Below are 18,867 nucleotides of genomic sequence, written 5' to 3'. Positions count from 1 at the left end.
CCACAGAGGACATCCACACCGAGCCCCGGAGTGCCACCGTGCCCGAGAACCGGGACGGGGAACCGCTGAAGTTCGCCTACTGGGTGCCGAACGTCAGCGGTGGTCTCGTCGTCAGCGACATCGAGCAGCGCACCGACTGGTCCTACGAGTACAACCGCGAGCTGGCCGTGCTCGCCGAGGAGAACGGGTTCGAGTACGCGCTGAGCCAGGTGCGCTACCTGGCCGGCTACGGCGCGACCCACCAGCACGAGTCCACGAGCTTCAGCCTGGCGCTGCTGCTGGCCACGCGGCGGCTCAAGCTGATCGCCGCCGTGCACCCGGGGCTGTGGCACCCGGCGGTGCTGGCGAAGTTCATCGCCACCGCCGACCACCTGTCCGGCGGCCGGGCGGCGGTGAACGTCGTCAGCGGCTGGTTCAAGGACGAGTTCACCGCCCTGGGCGAACCGTGGCTGGAGCACGACGAGCGCTACCGCCGCGCCGAGGAGTTCATCCGCGTGCTGCGCGCGAGCTGGACCGAGGACACCGCCGAGTTCACCGGCGACTTCTACCGCCTGCACGGGTACCAGCTGCGCCCCAAGCCGCTGGAGCGGCCCGACCGGCCGCACCCGGAGATATTCCAGGGCGGCAACTCCACCGCCGCCCGCGCGATGGCGGGCCGCGTGTCGGACTGGTACTTCAGCAACGGCAAGGACTTCGACGGCGTCACCGAGCAGATCGAGGAGGTGACCGCCACCGCCGAGGCACACGGGCGGCGCGTCCGGTTCGGGCTCAACGGGTTCCTCATCGCCCGCGACACCGAGGCCGAGGCCCGCGAGACGCTGCGCGAGATCGTCGCGAAGGCCGACGTGCGCGCGGTGGAGGGTTTCCGCGACGCCGTTCGCCAGGCGGGCGGCGCGACGGCCGACCGGAAGGGCATGTGGGCCGACTCGACGTTCGAGGACCTGGTGCAGTACAACGACGGCTTCCGCAGCCGGCTCATCGGCACGCCCGAACAGGTCGCCCACCGGATCGTCGGGTACCGGCGGCGCGGCGTCGACCTGCTGCTGCTCGGTTTCCTGCACTACCACGAGGAAGTCGCGTACTTCGGCCGCCACGTGCTGCCGATCGTGCGCGAGCTGGAAGCCTCCGCCGACCCCTCCGCCGCGACCGCCGAACCGATCGGAGCCCTACCGTGACGACCTCCGCGCAGGACACCTGGAGCACCCGTCCCACCACCGACGCCGAGTGGCTCGCCCGCGCCCGCGAGGTGGCGGCGCTGCTGTCCACCGACGCCGTCGCCCGCGACCGCGCGGGCGCGACCCCGCACGCGGAAGTGCGGCTGCTGAAGGACTCCGGTCTGGTGACCCTGCTCGGCCCGGTCGAGCACGGCGGCGGCGGGCAGAACTGGACCACGGCCTACCGCGTGATCCGCGAGGTCTCCTCCGGGGACGGCTCGATCGGCCAGCTGATCGGCTACCACTACCTCTGGTTCTGGGCGGCGCGCCTGGTCGGCACGCCGGAGCAGGTGGCGGCGGTGGAGGAGCAGGCGACCCGCGAGCGGTGGTTCTTCGGCGGCGCGGTCAACCCGCGCGACGACGACCTGGTGATCACCGAGGACGGTGACGAGCTGGTCTTCAACGGCCGCAAGTCGTTCTCCACCGGCAGCAAGGTCTCCGACGTCACGGTGCTGGAAGGCGTGCTGGAGGGCACCGACAAGCACGTGTTCGCGATCGTCCCGTCGCACCAGGACGGCATCGTGTTCGCCGACGACTGGGACAACCTCGGCCAGCGGCTCACCGAGAGCGGCGGCGTCCGGGTCGAGGGCGTGCGCGTGCCGTGGTCGCAGGCGGCGGGCTACGTGGACAAGGAGTTCCGGCCCAGGGTCTACAACACGCTCAACGTGCCGCTGATCCAGTTGGTGTTCGCCAACCTCTACCTGGGCATCGCGAGCGCGGCGCTGACCACGGCCGCCGCCTACACCCGCGACCGGACCCGCCCGTGGCCGTACACGCCGGACGTCAAGGGCTCCGCCGTCGAGGAGTTCCACGTCCTGGAGACCTACGGGGACCTCCAGGCCAAGCTGTGGGCCGCGGAAGCCCTCGCCGAGCGCGCCGCCGCCCTGATCGAGGCCGTCAACGCGCACCCCGACGAGGTGACCGCGCGGGAACGGGGCGAGGCGGCGGTCGTCGTCGCGGCGGCCAAGCAGCGCGCCGTCGACGTCGGCCTGGAGATCGGCTCGCGGGTCTTCGAGGTGACCGGCGCGCGGGCCACGGCGTCCTCGGTCGGCCTGGACATCTTCTGGCGCAACATCCGGACCCACAGCCTGCACGACCCGATCGCCCACAAGCGGGCCGAAGTCGGCCGCTACGCGCTGCTCGGCGAGATCCCGGAGCCCACCTGGTACACCTGAGCCGGCCGTCCCCGGCACGGCAGGGGTGCCGGGGACGGACCTGCCGTTGCCCACCGGTGGCGGGGCTGCTCGCCACCGGTGGGCGCGGCGCACGTCGGGAGCCGGTCACGCCCGGAACGCGCCGCGCGAGCGGAACCCCGGTGTTCCGGCCTCTCGTCGGGGCTCGTACCGGGTTGTCACGGAGCCGTGACACTTCGCGCACGGAACGCGGACACCCCGTCCCTAGCGTGACCCGCATGATCGACAGGACAAGCGCGGTGGCGACACCCGCGCGCCGGAGGATGACGACCGCCGTCGCGGTGGTCGTCGCCTCGGTGGTGGTGACCACCGGACTGCCCGCCACATCCGCAGCGGCAGCGGCGGATACGCTCTCGTGGAAACCGTGCGCCACCACGGCCAAGGACTGGCCCGACAAGAACGACACCAGGTCCGAGTGCGCGATGCTCGCGGTGCCGGTCGACTACGCCGACCCCGGCGGTCGCACGATGAAGGTCGCGGTGAGCCGGATCAAGGCCGCCGACGCCGGGAAGCGGCGCGGTGTGCTGGTGCTCAGCCCCGGCGGACCCGGCGTGGTCAACATCGACGCACCGCTCGGCTTCGCCGGGAAGGGGCTCGCGGCGCTGGCCGCCGACCACGACCTGATCGGCTTCGACCCCCGCGGCGTCGGCTACAGCGACAAGGTCGAGTGCCCGGATCAGCCGTACCCGGAACTGCCGCCGACCGCGTCGCGCAAGGAGTGGGGCCGGGCCGCGTTCGACCACCAGGCCGAGTTCAACGCGCGGTGCGCCGCGCTGGACCCCGTCTTCACGCGGCAGCTGACCACCGCGAACATCGCCCGCGACGTGGACTCCCTGCGCGCCGCCCTCGGCGAGTCGAAGATCAGCTTCTACGGGACGTCCTTCGGGACGGCGGTGGGCGCGAACTACCGGTCGCTGTTCGACGGCCGGGTGCACCGGATGTGGCTGGACTCGGTGATGCCGCCGGTCCTGGACCACGCCGCGGTCTCCGCCGCGTCGGACGCGATCCACGAGAAGAGGTTCGAGGAGTTCCTGCCGTGGGTGGCCGGGCGCGACCACGAGTACCACTTCGGGACGACGCCCGACGCGGTCCGCAGGACGATCTTCGAGCTGCGCGACCGGCTCGACCGCGAGCCGAAGGTGGTGGACGGGACCACCGTCCTGGACCGCGCCTGGGTGACCGCGCTGCTGGGCGGCGAGCCGAACAGCTGGGCGGCGGTCGCGGCGGACCTGGCCACGGTGCGCGAGGGTGGCGTGCCGAGGTCGGCGCGCCCGGTCGGGGGCGCGGTCGGGGGCGCGGTCGGGGGCGCGGTCGGGGCGTTCGGCTTCGAGCACGGCCACGGTGGCGCGAACTACCTCCAGTACTCGGCGATCATGTGCAACGACGGGACCGGTGGCCGCGACTTCGACCAGGTGTGGGCCGACCACGAGGCCCGGATGCGCGCCTACCCCGGCACCGGCGGCGGCGCGCAGCTCGGCGTCTGGTGCGCCAACTGGCCGTGGCAGGCGCAGCAGTGGAAGCCGGTCAGGGGCTCCAGCCCGCTCCAGCTGTCCGGCCACACCTACGAGTACGAGACGCCTTACGAGTGGGCGGTCGCCACTCGGGACGCCATCGGCGGGACCCTGCTGACCGTCAAGGACGCCGTGCACGGCTCGTTGCCCGCGCTGCCCTGCGCCGCGAAAGCGGTGGACTTCTTCCGCACCGGTCGCACCACCGGGGGCTCCTGCCCCGGTGTGCGGTGAACCCGGTCCCCTCCCCCATGAACGGACGTGAGATGCGCGTGTTCCGACGGACCTGGGCGGCCCTGGGCGCCGCACTGCTCGGCCTGGCGGTGGTGGCACCGCCCGCCTGGGCGGCGGACGTGGACTTCACCGGCGCCGTCGACGTGGACGGGTGCTCGGGGTCGCTGGTGCGGATGCCGACCTCGCGGGACGGCGACCGGGCGCTGGTCCTGACCAACGGGCACTGCTACGAGGGGGCGTGGCCGGTGCCGGACGAGGTGCTGGTGGACCAGCCGTCACACCGGTTGCTCACCCTGCTCGACGGCAAGGGTGAGCGGGTGGCCGATGTGCATGCGGCCAAGGTTCTCTACGCGACGATGACAGGGACCGACATCACCCTGTACCAGCTCGACACGAGCTATCGCGACCTGCAACGACGGCACCGCGTCCGACCGCTCACGGTATCGGCGGAACGCCCGGCGGCGGGCGCCGGGATCCGGGTGGTCTCGGGCAGCATGAAGACCGTCTTCTCCTGCCACGTCGACCAGCTGGTCTACCGCCTGCTGGAGAAGGCGTACGTCGCCAAGGACGTCGTCCGCTACACGCAGGCGTGCGCGACGGGCCCCGGCACCTCGGGGTCGCCGGTCGTCGACGCGGCGAGCGGGCAGGTCGTGGCGATCAACAGCACCAGCAACCGCGAGGGCGGCCAGTGCACGCTGGACAACCCGTGCGAGATGGACCGCGACGGCGTCATCACGGTGCGCAAGGGCAGCAGCTACGCCACCCAGACGTACTGGCTCACCACCTGCATGGGCGCGGGCAACAAGCTCGACCTCGGCCGCCGCGGCTGCCTGCTGCCCGAGCCGAGCGCGTGACCACCGCGCCCTGAGCGCGACACCGGTCGGCACCACCCTTCCGCGACGGCGGCCCCGGCCCACCGGGGCCGCCGTCCGGCCGGGCGAGGCGTTCGTCACCCGTTCGGTGGGCCGATGATTGGACCGCTCGCGGCCGGGTAACCGGCGTGTCCACGGGGGCCGTCCCGCCCGTGCGCGCCACGGTCCGCCGGCGCCCCGCTGGAGAGCACGAACCACCGCACCCGAGGACGAAGAGGACACCAGCGCGATGGCCGACGACCGAACGCAGCCAGCCCAGGAGCAGCAACCGCCCGGCAGCACGGAGGCCATGCGCCCGCAGCCGCGCGACTCGATGGCCGACTACGTCGGCAGCGGCCTCCTCGAAGGTCGCAAGGCGTTGATCACCGGCGGCGACTCCGGCATCGGGCGCGCGGTGGCGATCGCGTTCGCCAAGGAGGGCGCCGACGTCGCCATCTCCTACCTGGACGAGCACGAGGACGCCGAGCACACCGCCGAGAAGGTCCGCGAGGTCGACCGGAAATGCGTCCTGCTGCCCGGCGACCTGGCCTCCGGGCCGCACTGCCGCGACGTCGTGGACCAGACCACCAGCCACCTGGGCGGGTTGGACGTGCTGGTGAACAACGTGGCCACCCAGAACCCGCTCGACTCGCCCGACGAGCTGACCGAGCAGCAGTGGCTGCACACCTTCGACGTCAACATCCACAGCTACTTCCGGGTCACCGCCGCCGCCCTGCCGCACCTGCGCGAGGGCAGCGCGATCATCAACACCGCGTCGGTGAACGGGCTGCGCGGCAACAAGTCCCTCATCGACTACTCGGCCACGAAGGGCGCGGTTATCGCGTGGACGTACGCGATGGCGCAGGCGCTCGTCGAGCGCGGCGTGCGGGTCAACTGCGTCGCGCCCGGCCCGGTGTGGACGCCGCTGATCCCGGCCACGTTCGACGCCGGGCACGTCGAGCAGTTCGGCTCGCAGGTGCCGATGGGCCGGCCCGCGCACCCCGACGAGCTGGCGCCGACCTACGTGTTCCTGGCGGCGAACCGGTTGTCGTCCTACTACACCGGCGAGGTCATCGCGGCGCTCGGCGGCGAGACCCTGCCGGGCTGACCCGGCCGGGCGACCGGCACGTCGTCACGGCGCGGCGGCCACGTCCAAGCCGTGTCGCGGTCGTGTCGCGGTGCTCATGTCGCGGTCACGGCCCGACACCGGCCCGGTTCGTCGTCACTCGTCCGGGTCGCCGCCGCACGACGCCGCGCGGAAGGCTCGCCGACGAACCAGGCACTTGAGCAACTTCGATCACCCCCTGCGGCCATCGGGTCCCCTTCCGTGCCAAGGTGATCGCATGAGATCCGCATTCCACCTCGCCCCCGGCCCCGCTCGGACGTCCACGGTCGAGGGCCGGGTGTCCGCGCGATGAGCCGGGGCGTGGTGGTCACCGGTGGCAGTCGGGGCATCGGCGCGGCGATCGCCGGGGCGTTCCGGGACCTCGGGGACGACGTGGTGGCGCTGTCGTCGGCCGACGTCGACCTGGCCGACCCGGAGTCGATCGCGCGGGCCGTCTCGGCCGCCGTCGACGCGCTCGGGCGGATCGACGTCCTGGTCAACAACGCGGGGCTGGTCGAGTACGGCTCGGTGGCGGACACGTCCTACGAGCAGTGGCAGTCGTTGTGGCGGCGCACGTTCGCCGTGAACGTCTTCGGCGCCGCCGACATGTCCTACTGCGTGGCGCGGCACATGGTCGAGCGGGGTGTGCGCGGGCGGATCGTCAACGTCGGTTCCCGTGGCGCGTTCCGCGGTGAGCCGGACATGCCCGCCTACGGCGCCAGCAAGGCCGCGCTGCACTCGATGGGGCAGTCGCTCGCCGTCGCCCTCGCGCCGCACGGGATCGCGGTGGCGTCGGTGGCCCCCGGTTTCGTCGCGACCGACCGGGTGGCCGACCTGGTGACCGACGAGGTCCGCAGGCAGAGCCCGTTCGGCCGGGTCGCGACGCCCGAGGAGGTGGCGGCGGCCGTCGTCTACCTGGCGTCGCGCGAGGCGGAGTGGGCCTCGGGCGCCGTGCTGGACCTCAACGGCGCCTCGCACCTGCGGACCTGACGACCCGCCTCGTCGCCTTCACCGGCCGACCGCACGCCGGCGGTCACCGCCACCCCCCTCACCGGCCGAGCCCTCACCAGCCGCCGCCGGGCGTCACCCCGGCCCTCCTTCGCCGCTCCGCGCGACCGCCGGCACGGGGTGGCGCGCGGCCTCGGCCCGCAGCCCCGGCCGATGCCGCAACTGGGCGCGATCGCGGTCTCGTCGGCGGCGCTGCGCAACTGCGCCCTGGCCCTGCACGCCGCGCCGGCGGACCGGGGCGTGCACGTCGCCACGCTCACCATCGGCGGCCTCGTCGAGCGCGGCGACATCTTCGAGCACGTGCGGTCGCGGCCGGAGCGGTTAGGCGAGGTCGGCGACAGCACGCTCGACCCCGACGCCATCGCGGACGCGGCGTGGCGGCTGCACACCCGGCGCGACCGGGCCGAGGAGGTCTTCAGCGCGTTCGGCTGAGCCGGCACCGGCGCGGGATGCGCCACCGGGGACCTTGGAAGACCGGGCCGGCGTGGAGCCGGCTCAGGGTTGCGCGGCGGCTCGTCAGACCTCGGGCAGGGCGGCGGGCACCGTGGTCCACGCGAGGTGCTTGCCGGTGCGGTAGTCGCCCGAGGAACGGCCGCGCAGCCGGCGGTACAGCCAGGGCAGCACGTGCTCGCGGTAGTAGCGGGCCTCCGCCGACACGCGGCGGCCGGTGTCGCGGTGCTCGACCTGCTCCGCCTCGGTGGCGTGGCCCAGCGCCGTCAGCACGTGCGCGGCCACCCGGCGGTGACCGATCGCGTTGAGGTGCAGGCGGTCCGGCGACCAGTAGGCGGCCTTGCGGATCTCGGCGTCGTTGAACATGTCGACCATCAGCAGGTCGTGCCGGGCGGCCAACGCCTTGACCGCCGCCGTCAGGGCGACGCCGCGCCGGTGGACGGTGCGGCCGAACGGCAGGCGCTCGGACGGGTCCGCGCCGCTGAGCAGGACCAGCCGCACCCCGGCGTCGGCACAGCGCCGCACGGCGTGCTCGGTGAGCCGCACGAGGCGACCGGTGTCGACACCGGTGCGCATCATGTCGTTGCCGCCGCCGTTGAGCGTGATCAGCGTGGGCGCCGGGGACAGCGACAGGGCGGCGTCGAGCTGATCGGTGACGATGGGTTCGAGCAGGCGGCCCCGGATGGCCAGGTTGGCGTACCGCACCGGCTCGCCGAGCCCGGCCGCGAGACCCTCCGCCACCAGGTCGGCCCAGCCGCGCGGCGACCCGTCGGGCAGTTCGTCGCCGACGCCCTCGGTGAAGCTGTCGCCGATCGCCACGTACCGCACAAGTCCTCCCCCATCACCCGTTGGGAGCAGCATAGGAGGTGCCCCGGCGGGCGGGGCGGGCAGCACGGCAGCCGGACTTCCCCGAGGTGGGTGACGGCGGTGTCGGTGACCGCTGGTCACCGGCGCTCGGGGCGGATTGACCGGCACGGGCGAGAGTCCGACCCGTTGGAAGGGGACGGCGGCCGATCGCCGGCGGGCGGTCCGTGCGGCCTGGATGCTGAGGGCACTGTGATGGAAGGGAGTGGGTGTGATGACGACACGACGACGGGGCGCGGCAGTGGGCATCGCCACGGCGGTCATGGCGGTGGCCGGTGTGCTGACCGCCGCACCGGCATCCGCCGCGCATGGCGTGCTCGTGGTGAGCGGCAACCGGATCGACGACCCGAGCGGCTGCTACCAGGGCCATCACTGGCCCCTGGTGGTCGACAATCGAACCGACCAGGTCGCTCTCGTCCTCGACGATGACAACTGCGGCGGTCAGGTAGTCGGGACCGTCGCTCCGGGCGAGAAGCAGGTCTTCGAGTTCGGCGCGAGCGTCCACATCCGCTGACCGCTCCGGGTGGTACGCCCGTTCGGCGGGCGCGGCGACGGCCGAGGGGTCGGTGGCCGGCACAGCCGCGTCACAGGGCGTGGGTCATGAGGAGGACCGTGTCGCAGGATGTCCTCATGGCGCACAGCGAGGACAGCGCGACGGCGGGAGCGTGGGCGGCGCTGGGCGGGCCGGCCGGGCTCGTCGAGCGGGTGGAGTACGCAGAGGTGCCCGGTGTGCTGGCCGCGCGGCTGCCGGTGCGGCGGATGGCTCGTGCCGCGGTCGGCGCCTGTTCGCTCGCCGCCGCCGAGCTGCTGTCCGTGCGCGACCGCGTGCCGCCGCCCGCGGTCCGGGTGCACGAGGGCGCGGTGGCCGCCGCGTTCACCAGTGAGCGCCACCTCCGGGTCGACGGGCGCGTGCCGGCTGCGTTCGCGCCGCTCTCCCGGTTCTGGCGGACCGCCGACGGTTGGGTGCGGACCCACGCGAACTACCCGCACCACCGCGCGCGGTTGCTGGGCGCGTTGGGTGTCGGGGACCCTGGTGACGACGAGGCGCTGGTGGCGCGGGTGGCGGGTGCCCTCGCCGTCCGCTCGTCGGAGTCGGTCCAGGAGGACGTTTACGCGGCGGGCGGTCTGGCGGTCGCCGTACGGCCCGGACCGCCCGAGCGCCACCCACTGGTCGAGACGCGCGCGGTGCCCGCCGGCACGGCGGGAGCAGGGGCATCCGACCGGGGCACGCCCGCAGCACGCTCCTCCGGGCCGCTCTCCGCCGCAACCACCACCGCTGTCCCCGCCGCCGGGCTGCCCGCCACCGGCGTGCGCGTGCTCGACCTGACCAGGGTGATCGCCGGACCGGTCGCGACGCGGACCCTGGCCCTGCTGGGCGCGGACGTGCTGCGGGTCGACGCACCCGCCCTGCCCGAGCACGACGACACCCTCGCGGACACCGGGTTCGGCAAGCGGTCGGTCGTGCTGGACCTCGCCCGCGACCGGCGGGTGCTCGGGGAACTGCTCGACGCGGCGGACGTCGTCGTCACCGGCTACCGGCCCGGCGCGCTGGACCGGTTCGGCCTCGGGGCCGACGACCTGCTCGACCGCCGCCCCGACCTGGTCGTCGCCGAGCTGTGCGCCTGGGGTTGGACGGGGCCGTGGTCCGGTCGGCGCGGGTTCGACAGCCTCGTGCAGGCGCGCTCCGGCATCGCGGCGATCGAGGGCGACGACGGGCGTCCGGGGGTGCTGCCCGCCCAGGCGCTCGACCACGGCACCGGGTACCTGTTGGCCGCCGCCGTGCTCCGGGCGTTGACCGGGCGGTGGCGGGCCGGTGGCGGGCGCCACGTCCGGCTGTCGTTGGCGGGCACCGCCTCCTGGCTGGTGCACGACCTCGGGGCCGATCCCGACGACGGCGCCGACCGAGGTGCGCACGAACACGGCCACGACCACCGCCCGTGGCTCACGGAGACGGAGTCGGACTTCGGGCTCCTCCGACACGCCCGACCCCCGGTGCACTACGCGGGCGCGCCGACCACGTGGCACCGCCCGCCCGGTCGCCTCGGCGCGGACCGTCCGGAGTGGACAGCGCGCTGACGCGCGCCGGCCCGTGGGCACGGCGCTGACGCGCGTCAGCCGCCGGTGGGCGACTCCCGGCGGCCGGCGGCGCGCTCCCGCGCCCGCTCGACCTTCCGCGCGGCCAGCGCCGCGCGCAGGTGCAGCACCGACCCGTCCGCGAAGGACAGCCGCACGACCGGCGGCACGTCCGGGCTCTGGCCGACGAACACCGCGTCCACCCCGACCAGGCGGTTCGCGGGCAGCTCCGCGTGGGTCGTGAAGACCGACGACGGGTCCTTCCGGAACAGCTTCGTCGGGTACACCACGGCCACCCGCCGGTCGCTCACCGCCAGGCGCGCCTGCCCCCGGCTGTGCGCGAAGTGGTCGGCGAGCCGGATCGCGTCGTCGGTCTCCCGCGCCGCCACGGCGAAGTAGCCGACGGTCCGGTCGTCGGCCCAGTCGGCGTCCGGTTCGGCCGTGACGTGCTCGGTCGGCAGCGGCCAGTGCTCCTTGCCCAGGTCGAGGTCCGGCACCTCGCCGACCGGCCGGTGCGGCACGCGGACGGCCGGCCCGACCCGCGCGGCGACGTGGGCCTCGACCGGTGGCAGGCCCAGCAGCAGTCGCTCGCCGGGCGCGAGCCAGAACCGGGCCAGCTCGTCCTCGACGACCCCGTCCTCGCCGTTCAGCGGCTTGCTCATCGCGCACCATTCGTCAGGTCGAGCGCCCTGCGCGCCGATCCCTCGTCCGGGAACAGGAAGTCCACCCCGGAACCGTCCACGAAGGACACCCGGAGGCACGGCTTCTTCTCGCGTGCGGACGGCGCGACCGAGGCGATCGCCGCGCGCGGGAACTCGTGGAGGACCGACACCTCGGGCAGCGCCACCGGCTGTCCCGAGGTGTTGCGGCCGTAGTCGTGGTAGTTGCCCGCGATGATCTTCGCGGCGTCGACGCCGAAGTCCACCACGCCCTTGCCGATGGTCATCGCCTTGCCCAGGAACGACTTCTCCGGCTCGGGCGGTGGCTGCCGGTCGTACGCGCGGGCGACGACGAGCCGCTGCCCGGTCAGCGCCCACAGGGCGACGCCCCGCTTGCCCGGCGCGACGGGGATCGACGGCACCGCCTGGTGGGCGAGGCAGCCCGGCCCCGGACCGAACAGCAGGTGGTCCGGGGCCGGCGGCCGGTCGGAACCGGTCGCGTCCTCGGAGCCGAACAGGGCCGAGCCGACGACGTCGAGCGTGAAACCGCCCGCGGCGCGCGCGCCGCGGCCGAGCAGGCCCTTCCGCGGGTTGCCGAGCGCGTCCAAGCCCTCGACGTCGAGGTAGAACGTCGTCCGGTTGACCGCCCACAGCAGCTGCTCGCCGGGGCGGCAGACCCGCAGGCGGGTCAGCAGGCCCGGTCCGGGCCACGACTCGAAGTTCCCCACCGGACTACTCGTACTCGAAACCGCGGTTCATGGAGTCCTGCCGCTCCTCGCCCGACGACGGGTCCTGCGCCTTGTTGTAGCCGTACTTGACGCCCTGCTCCATCGCCAGGCCGGGCGCGTTCTCCATGACGCCGTTGGTGATCGCGGTCGGCACGTGGGTGGTGCCGCTCATCCCGGCCATGCGCAGGCCGGCCTCGGCGAGGTTGGTGGTCAGCGCGTTGGCGCCCTCGCCGTCCACGCCGTACCTGGCCGCGAACCGGTTGCCGGTCTTGGACGCCATCGTCGCGGCCTCCTCGGCCCCGTCCACCACCCGCCGTTCCGCGTTGGCCTTGGTGACGATCTTGGCCAGCGGGTTGGCGTCGATCTGGCGGGCGACCCACTTCTGCGCCATGTTGCCGTCGCGCAGGCCCTCGGCCCGCTCCACCAGGTTCTTCAGCGGGCCCTTGCGCAGGTTCTGCAACATCGTCTCCAGGCGCTTGATCAGCGGCATCAGCTTGCTCAGCAGCTGGCTGACCTTCTGGCCGAGCCGGCCGCCCGCGATGGACACCTGCGCGGTGGTCACCGCGCCCGCCGCGCCGAGCGAACCGCCCGCCGTGATCCACGACGCGGCGATGGCCGCCAGCCACTCGATGATGAGGCCCATCACGAGTTCCTGGAGGATGTCGACGCAGATCTCGACGAACGCGTCGAACAGGTCGGCCGCGATCTCCAGGATCTGCTGGACGTTGCGGATCTCGTCGGCGAACGCCTTCGAGCCCTCCGCGAACTCGCCCATCTGCTGCCGGAACTTGTCGCCCGCCGCGCCCTTCCACGCCTCGGCGGTGGCCTGGGCGCGGTTCCGCTCGTGCTCGCCCGCCTGGTCCAGCCACTCCGCGACCTTCGCCCAGCCCTGCGCGGTGCTGCGCATCTGCTCCGGGTCGCCGATCGCCGGTTCCAGCACGAACTCCACGATCGGGCTGATCACGATGCCGATCAGGAAGCCGAGGCCGTTGTCGATGAACGACTGCCCCGGACTGGTCACCAGCTGGAGCTGCTCCATGCGGGCGTTCACGGCGGCGATCGCCACGTCCGGCGGGCTGCTCGCGCGGGCGACGTCACCGGCCGTGCCGACCCACGAGGAGCCGTAGCCCGCGTGCTGCTCCAGGAAGCTCTTGCTCTTGCCGCTGCCCGCGCCGTTCAGGTCGCCGAGCCCACCGGGTCCGCCCAGGCCGTTGCCCAGGTCGGTGAAGGCGGACCGGATGAGGTCCTCGGCCTCCAGGTAGGTCTGGGCGGTCTGCTCGGCGCGCTCGGCGACGCCCTCCATGAACGACTTGGCCTTGTCGGCCATGTCCTGGCACTCCTGGAGGCTGTCGAAGTACTTGAACGCCATCAGCTCGCCGAGCGGGCCGAAGCAGTCGTCGGACACCCGCGCCTGCTCCAGCAGCGTGGCCAACTGGCCGAAGTTGCCCGCCGCCTCCTGCGAGCCCTTGCCGTGCGCGATCAGCGCGGCGCTGTCGACGTCGTAACCGGTCACTGGTCCCCCGTCACCTCAGGATCGAGCCGAAGCCCTCGTCGTCGTCTCCGACTTCCGGGGCGGCCGGTCGGTTCCGCGTGACCTGCGGCACGGGCGGCCGGTTCTGCTGCCACGCCGGCTGCGGCGGCCCGGCGGGCGGCGCGACGCGGGCGCCGGCGGGCGGTCCGGCGTGGGCGCCGGGCGGCGGCGCGGCGGGCGCGCCGGGTGGCGTGCCGGGCGCGTCCGGACCGAGCGGCTGGATCGGCGAGTGCGCGTTGAACGCCTCGCTGAACTGCGCCGCGCGGTCCCCGAGCACCGGGCCCACGGTGTCCTGCAACGCCTGGGCGGCGTGCTGCGTGGCCTGCCGGATGGTGCTCAGGATCTCCTGCTGGAGCTGCGTGTGGCTCAGCCGCATGGCGTTGGGCGTCAACTGTAGCCCCAGCACCGCGCCGGACGGCGCGACGGTCACCGTGACCGAACCGTCCGCGCTGCGCGCCTGCCCCCGCAACTCCGCGAGCTTGTCCTTGAGCTGGGCGACCTTGCCCGCCTGTTCCTGGAAGGAACGGATGGCGTCGTCCAGCCGTGCCCTGCGATCCGGCACTGTCGTCCCCCTGTCACCCACCGCAGGCTTCACTCCACCGAGCCCAACCGTAGCAACCCCGCTCCGGGCGCGGGCCGAGGGTCGTGCGATCGGTGGCGGGACGCGCCGTGACCACGACGGGAGGCCGGCGAGTGCCGATGATCGGACAAAAACGACAGCACGGACGCGACAGGACGAACATGCGGGACGAACGCGGCAGCATGGAGGTCACGGGATGCGCGCACCGCAAGGCGCGGGCGACGGCGGTGTCAGCCGGCCGCGACGCGGCGGTGGATCTCGGTGACCGCCTTGCGGGCGGACAGGAACGCGCCGTCCTGCCAGGAGATCCAGTGGCTGAGCCAGTCGCCGGCGAAGTGCACGCGGCCGGCGGGGCGGGTCAGCAGCCGGTACTCGGGCGAGTCCTCGGAGGGCCAGGTCACCCAGCCGCCCCCGATGTGCGGCACCCGCGACCACGCCACCGAGAACGACGACCGCACGTCCCGCCGGTACACGTCGCCGTAGATCCGCGCGCCCTGGTCCAGCGCCCGGCGGAGCCGGTCGTCCGGCGCCATCCGGTCGTACGGCTCGGTCAGCGAGTCGATGTTGTAGTAGCCCACCACCACACCGCCGTCGGAGTGCAGCCCGGAGGAGGGGAACCAGATCTGGTGGATGTCCAGGTCCGTCCGCGTGATCCCGCCGTAGAGCCGCAGGTCCTGCTCCCACCAGCGGCGGCCGTACTCCAGGCCGAGCTTGCCGACGGGGTTCGCCACGGGGGTGGCCAGCGCCGCCGTCACCGCCGGGCCGAGGTTGTGGTCGAGCCGGGCCAGGACGTGCGGCGGCAGCGCCGCGACGCAGTAGTCGCCCCGCTCCACGCGCACCGCGCCGCCCGGCTCCCGGTAGTCGACCTCCACGCCGTCCTCGCGGTTCCTGATCGACCGGACCTCGCAGCCGTACCGGATGCGCCGCGCGCCGACGGCCGACGCCAGCGCCGACGGTATCCGGTCGGTGCCGCCGACCACCTGGAACATCATCATCGCGTACTCGAAGTCCAGCTCGAAGTCGAAGACGCGGTCGAGCCCGCGGGAGAACACCCGCGACAGCGCCTCGGGCGGGCCGAGCACCTTCCCCTCCTCCGTGCCCGCGCCCGGCAGCACCGAGTAGCCGCGGCGGCTGCCGCCCCGGTAGGCGAACCCGTCGTCCTCGCCGCCGATGTCGCCGAAGTGCTCCAGGAACCCCAGCAGCCGCTCCTTGTCGTCGCCCGTCAGCTCGCCGTCCAGCGCGCCCCGGTCGGTCGCCTTGGCCAGCAACTCCGACAGGTGCCCGAACACGTCGGCCTTGACCGCGCGCATCGTGGTCGGGCGGTCCGACACCTTCTCGTCGTAGAGGTGCGCGTTGGCGTTCTGGCCCGCGAACGGCTCGATCGCGATGCCCAGCTCCCGGCAGTAGTCCAAAGTGATCATGGACTGCGCGATCCGCGCCGCGCCGGCGTTGAAGTACCGCCCCTCGGCGAAGTTCGCGGTCTGCACGTGCCCGTCCAGGTCCCGCGCGCGATCGCCGCCGCGCACCGTCCACACGCGACCTCCGGCGCGCTCGCCCGCCTCCAGCACCACGCAGTCGTAGCCGGCCTTGCCCAACTCGTAGGCGGTGGCCAGCCCGGCGATGCCCGCGCCGAGCACCAGCACCCGGCGGCCCCTCCGACCCGCGGCCAGGTCGCCCTCGCGCGGCGGGACGAACGGCGTGGCGTCGGCCTCGGGCACCAGGCCCAGCGCGCCCATCGTGTGGAACATCGCGCCCGCGCCGCCGGCCAGGCCGACGGCTTCCAGGAAACGTCTGCGCGTCAACGCGGTCATCTGCACTCCAACCTCGGATGTCGTGGCGGCGGCCGAAACGCGGCCGTGGCGGCGGCGAACCCGCCGGGCGGCACGGCGACCGCCCCGGTGGACCGCGTGGGAACAGCGGAACACGAGGATCGGACCACGGGCCGCGGACGCCGTCCACCGTGCCGGCACGTTCAGCCGCCAGGACTGCCCGGACGTGCACCGGAAATCGACCGTCCCTTGTGGAGGGACGGTGTCGGCGGCCCACCCGACCGGCTGTCGCCGCCGGAGGTCCGTCCGGCGCAATAGGAGCGTCGCGGGCGCGGTCCGGGCGGCGACGGGGCGCCCTGCCCGGTGATCACCGGGCGGGGATCACCGGGCGGTGACGCGCGGTCCCGGTCGGCGTCGACGGCGGCGCGGCCTCCCGGACTCGGCCGCCGTCCCTGGTGCGACCCGGTCGTCGAACGCCGTCAGGGCCTCCGCCGCGACCGGGCGCGGCGCGGTGGGTGTCCGGCGGGGGTGGACGACGAACTCGCCCTCGTGCCAGTGGCAGGTCGGGCAACTCGCGCGGCGCAGGCGCATCACGACTCCGGGGAGGTCGAGCCGGGGCGGACGTCGGGGCGGGATCACCGGGGCGAGGGGGCGCACCCGATCACCGGTAGGACGAAGATACCGACCGGCGGCCGGATCGCCAGCCGACCGACGCCGAACCACCACATCCGGTGACGGTGGGGCGCGGCGGACGGGGCGCGACCAGCGAGGCGCGGCGGGGCGGACGGGGCCCGATCCGCGACACGCGACCGGCGGGGCACGGCCGGTGGGACCGGCGGGCCGGCCACGCCGGTACGTGCGGCCGGAGGCGCGTGCCGGGGATCAGGGCGTGGCGGTCGCGCGGATGCCGGCGAGCACCACGTCGACGATCCGCTCCGCGTCCGCGCGGGTGACCGGGCCGAGGTCGCGGCCGACGCGCAGGTGCACCGGGCCGGACAGCAGGTCGCCGAGGAGGCGGCGGTCGACCGGCGGCAGCTCGCCCCGCTCGACCGCGCGGTCCACCCGCTGCCCGAAGAGGTCCGCGCGCCGCTGGAAGACCTGCTCGACGGTCCGCCGGACCTCCTCGTTCTCCCGAGCGCCCTGCACGACCTGGAACAACGCGCGCCCCGTCGTGCTCTCCAGGCCGGCGGCGAGCCCGAGCAGCATGTCCACCAGGTCGCGGCGCAGCTCGCCGCTGTCCGGCACCGGCACCTCCTGCTCGCCGAACCGCGTCAGCGCCGCCGCGACCAGCTTCTCCCGGTCCGGCCAGTTGCGGTACACGGTCATCCGGTGCACGCCGGCCAGCTCGGCCACCTGCTCGTAGCGGAAGCCCGCGAACCCGTACCGCGCGACGAGCCGCACCGTCGCGTCGAGGACCTGCGCCCGCACCCGTGCCGTGCGCCCGCCCGGCCGCCGGGCCGCCGGTTCCCGGTCGTCCACCATCCGCTGCCACTCCCGTCGGTACCCGCGTCGTGCGACGGCTCGATCCTCCCAGACCGGGGTGCCGCACCTGCGGTACATTAAAGTTACAACTTGTCGCTTTAAGGCGACACCGCACCACAGCCCCGTCCACCGCCGGCTCGCCGGCCCCATCCACCGCCGGCTCGCCGGCCCCATCCACCGCCGGCTCGCCGGCCTCGGGAACAGGTCACCATGCACATCCTCATCTCCGGCGCGGGCATCGCCGGGCTCTCCGCGACGCTCGACCTCGCCGCACGCGGCCACCGCGTCACCGTGGTCGAACGGGCGGCGCACTTCCGCGTCAACGGGTCGCCGATCGACATCCGCGGCGACGCGATCGACATCACCGAGCGGATGGGCCTGCTGCCCCGCGTCCGCGAGCGGCGGGTCCGCACCTCGGAGCTGATCCGGTTCGTGGACGCCGACGGCGAACCGGTCGCCCGCCTCCCGCTGGCCGCGCTGGGCGATTCCGACGACGACATCGAGATCCCGCGCGAGGACCTGGCGGGGGTCCTCGTCGACGCGCTCCCGGCGGACGCGACGGTCCGCTTCCGCGACTCCGTCGACGCGCTCACCGACGACGGCGCGGGTGTCGACGTCCGGTTCGCGTCCGGCCGCGCCGAGCGGTTCGACCTGGTCGTGGGCGCCGACGGGCAGCACTCCGGCGTGCGCGGGCTGGTGTTCGGGCCCGAGCGCGAGCACGCCCGCCACCTGGGCGTCTACGTCGCGGTCGCCGACCTGCCCGGCGCGGCCGGCGCCGACCTGCCCAACCCGATCTACAACTTCCCCGGTCACCTGGCGGGCATCACCCGGTACCGGGACCGAGCGCTCGCCGTCCTGATGTTCCGGTCGGAGCCGCTCGACCACGACCACCGCGACCTGGCCGCCCAGAAGGAGATCCTGCGGGCGCGGTTCGCCGGGCACCCCGAGTGGGAGGTGCCGCGCCTGCTGGACGCGGTCCTCGCCGACCCCGAGCTGTACTTCGACTCCGCGAGCCAGATCCACCTGCCCGCGTGGCACCGGGGCCGGGTCGTCCTCGTCGGTGACGCGGCGCACTGCGCGAGCGGGCTCTCCGGCCGCGGCACGTCGCTCGCGCTGACCGGCGCGTACTTCCTCGCCGAGGAACTCGACCGGGCAGGCGGCGACCACGTCGTGGCGTTCGAGCGCTACGAGGCGCGCCAGCGCCCGTACGCCGAGTCCGGTCAGCAGAGCGTCGGCACCGGCGCGGACATCGTCCTGCCGCCGACGTGGGAGGCCATCGCCGCGCGGAACGAGCGCCTGCGGGCGATGGTCGGGTGACGAGCGCGGCCGCGACGGGCCGCAGAGGACCGCGTCGGTGGACCGCGTCGAGTGGACCTTCCGAGGTGGACCGGCGCGGGTGGACCGCCGGGCGGCCGGTGTTCGTGGCAGCGCCTCCGAGCACCGGCCGCCCGGCGGTTCGTCCCCTCGCCCGGCGACCCGGTCGGCGGACGTTCCGGTCGGTGTCCGAACCGGTCCATGTCCGAACCGATCAGTGTCCGATCGCGTCGGCGTCCGATCTCGTCGGCGTCCGATCGGGTCGGTGTCCGGCCGGGAGCGGTCGCGGGGTGTTCGCCCGCCG

At 74.0% G+C, this 18,867-nt stretch carries 17 protein-coding genes; 10 read left to right on the top strand and 7 right to left on the bottom strand.

Translation table 11 applies throughout. The annotated features are described in order from the left end of the window. The first annotated feature begins 38 nt into the window (after positions 1–38). The 7 genes from sfnG (at position 39) to C8E97_RS16860 (ending at position 7,545) form a co-directional block, all read left to right on the top strand. The gene (gene sfnG, locus C8E97_RS16890; RefSeq protein ID WP_121006597.1) at positions 39–1,175 is read left to right on the top strand and encodes a dimethylsulfone monooxygenase SfnG; all 1,137 of its coding nucleotides are present in this window, start codon (positions 39–41) and stop codon (positions 1,173–1,175) included. Next, positions 1,172–2,389: an acyl-CoA dehydrogenase family protein gene (locus C8E97_RS16885; RefSeq protein WP_121006596.1), complete on the top strand. Its 1,218-nt coding sequence runs from the start codon at positions 1,172–1,174 to the stop codon at positions 2,387–2,389. Before sfnG ends, C8E97_RS16885 begins: the two co-directional genes overlap by 4 nt. A 236-nt stretch (positions 2,390–2,625) precedes the next feature. Continuing rightward, positions 2,626–4,149: an alpha/beta fold hydrolase gene (locus tag C8E97_RS16880; protein WP_246018942.1), complete on the top strand. Its 1,524-nt coding sequence runs from the start codon at positions 2,626–2,628 to the stop codon at positions 4,147–4,149. 32 nt (positions 4,150–4,181) lie between these two features. Continuing rightward, the gene (locus C8E97_RS16875) at positions 4,182–5,003 is read left to right on the top strand and encodes a S1 family peptidase (RefSeq protein ID WP_121006594.1); all 822 of its coding nucleotides are present in this window, start codon (positions 4,182–4,184) and stop codon (positions 5,001–5,003) included. Between the two features lie 247 nt (positions 5,004–5,250). Then, positions 5,251–6,108: an SDR family oxidoreductase gene (locus tag C8E97_RS16870; RefSeq protein ID WP_121006593.1), complete on the top strand. Its 858-nt coding sequence runs from the start codon at positions 5,251–5,253 to the stop codon at positions 6,106–6,108. 306 nt (positions 6,109–6,414) lie between these two features. Then, complete coding sequence (locus tag C8E97_RS16865; RefSeq protein ID WP_121006592.1) at positions 6,415–7,095, top strand: SDR family NAD(P)-dependent oxidoreductase; 681 nt, start codon at positions 6,415–6,417, stop codon at positions 7,093–7,095. A gap of 171 nt (positions 7,096–7,266) precedes the next feature. Further along, positions 7,267–7,545 (top strand): Rossmann-fold NAD(P)-binding domain-containing protein, encoded by a 279-nt coding sequence (locus C8E97_RS16860; RefSeq protein WP_147455146.1) that lies wholly within the window; start codon positions 7,267–7,269, stop codon positions 7,543–7,545. Positions 7,546–7,629: 84 nt separating this feature from the next. Here C8E97_RS16860 and C8E97_RS16855 read toward each other — a convergent pair whose 3' ends face one another. Continuing rightward, positions 7,630–8,391 carry an SGNH/GDSL hydrolase family protein gene (locus C8E97_RS16855; RefSeq protein WP_121006590.1) on the bottom strand — a complete coding sequence of 254 codons (762 nt, stop codon included), beginning with the start codon at positions 8,389–8,391 and terminating at the stop codon, positions 7,630–7,632. Positions 8,392–8,668: 277 nt separating this feature from the next. On the opposite strand from C8E97_RS16855, the gene C8E97_RS16850 reads away from it, so the two are divergent. Both C8E97_RS16850 and C8E97_RS16845 read left to right on the top strand, forming a co-directional pair. Further along, a complete protein-coding gene (locus C8E97_RS16850) occupies positions 8,669–8,941 on the top strand; it encodes a hypothetical protein (protein WP_121006589.1) in 273 nt (90 codons plus the stop codon). A gap of 98 nt (positions 8,942–9,039) precedes the next feature. Beyond that, positions 9,040–10,503 carry a CoA transferase gene (locus C8E97_RS16845; RefSeq protein ID WP_246018940.1) on the top strand — a complete coding sequence of 488 codons (1,464 nt, stop codon included), beginning with the start codon at positions 9,040–9,042 and terminating at the stop codon, positions 10,501–10,503. 35 nt (positions 10,504–10,538) lie between these two features. On the opposite strand, the gene C8E97_RS16840 is transcribed toward C8E97_RS16845, so the two are convergent. From C8E97_RS16840 to C8E97_RS16810, 6 genes are all read right to left on the bottom strand, one after another. After that, positions 10,539–11,162 carry a hypothetical protein gene (locus C8E97_RS16840; RefSeq protein ID WP_121006587.1) on the bottom strand — a complete coding sequence of 208 codons (624 nt, stop codon included), beginning with the start codon at positions 11,160–11,162 and terminating at the stop codon, positions 10,539–10,541. Next, positions 11,159–11,887, bottom strand: coding sequence for a hypothetical protein (locus C8E97_RS16835; protein WP_121006586.1), 729 nt, complete (start codon positions 11,885–11,887; stop codon positions 11,159–11,161). Before C8E97_RS16835 ends, C8E97_RS16840 begins: the two co-directional genes overlap by 4 nt. 4 nt (positions 11,888–11,891) lie before the next feature. After that, complete coding sequence (locus C8E97_RS16830; protein ID WP_121006585.1) at positions 11,892–13,400, bottom strand: WXG100 family type VII secretion target; 1,509 nt, start codon at positions 13,398–13,400, stop codon at positions 11,892–11,894. A gap of 10 nt (positions 13,401–13,410) precedes the next feature. Further along, the gene (locus C8E97_RS16825; protein WP_121006584.1) at positions 13,411–13,980 is read right to left on the bottom strand and encodes a YbaB/EbfC family nucleoid-associated protein; all 570 of its coding nucleotides are present in this window, start codon (positions 13,978–13,980) and stop codon (positions 13,411–13,413) included. A 248-nt stretch (positions 13,981–14,228) separates the two neighbouring features. After that, positions 14,229–15,809, bottom strand: coding sequence for a flavin monoamine oxidase family protein (locus C8E97_RS16820; RefSeq protein WP_211347043.1), 1,581 nt, complete (start codon positions 15,807–15,809; stop codon positions 14,229–14,231). 840 nt (positions 15,810–16,649) lie between these two features. Next, entirely contained in the window at positions 16,650–17,249 is a 600-nt protein-coding gene (locus C8E97_RS16810; protein ID WP_121006583.1) for a TetR/AcrR family transcriptional regulator, read from the bottom strand. A gap of 210 nt (positions 17,250–17,459) precedes the next feature. Here C8E97_RS16810 and C8E97_RS16805 point away from each other — a divergent pair, with 210 nt between their 5' ends. Beyond that, positions 17,460–18,566 (top strand): FAD-dependent oxidoreductase, encoded by a 1,107-nt coding sequence (locus tag C8E97_RS16805; RefSeq protein WP_121006582.1) that lies wholly within the window; start codon positions 17,460–17,462, stop codon positions 18,564–18,566. The last annotated feature ends 301 nt before the right edge of the window (positions 18,567–18,867 follow it).

It is taken from the genome of Saccharothrix australiensis (genome assembly GCF_003634935.1).
In the GTDB taxonomy this organism is placed as follows: Bacteria; Actinomycetota; Actinomycetes; order Mycobacteriales; family Pseudonocardiaceae; genus Actinosynnema; species Actinosynnema australiense.
This window is presented reverse-complemented; position numbering and strand designations above follow the sequence as displayed.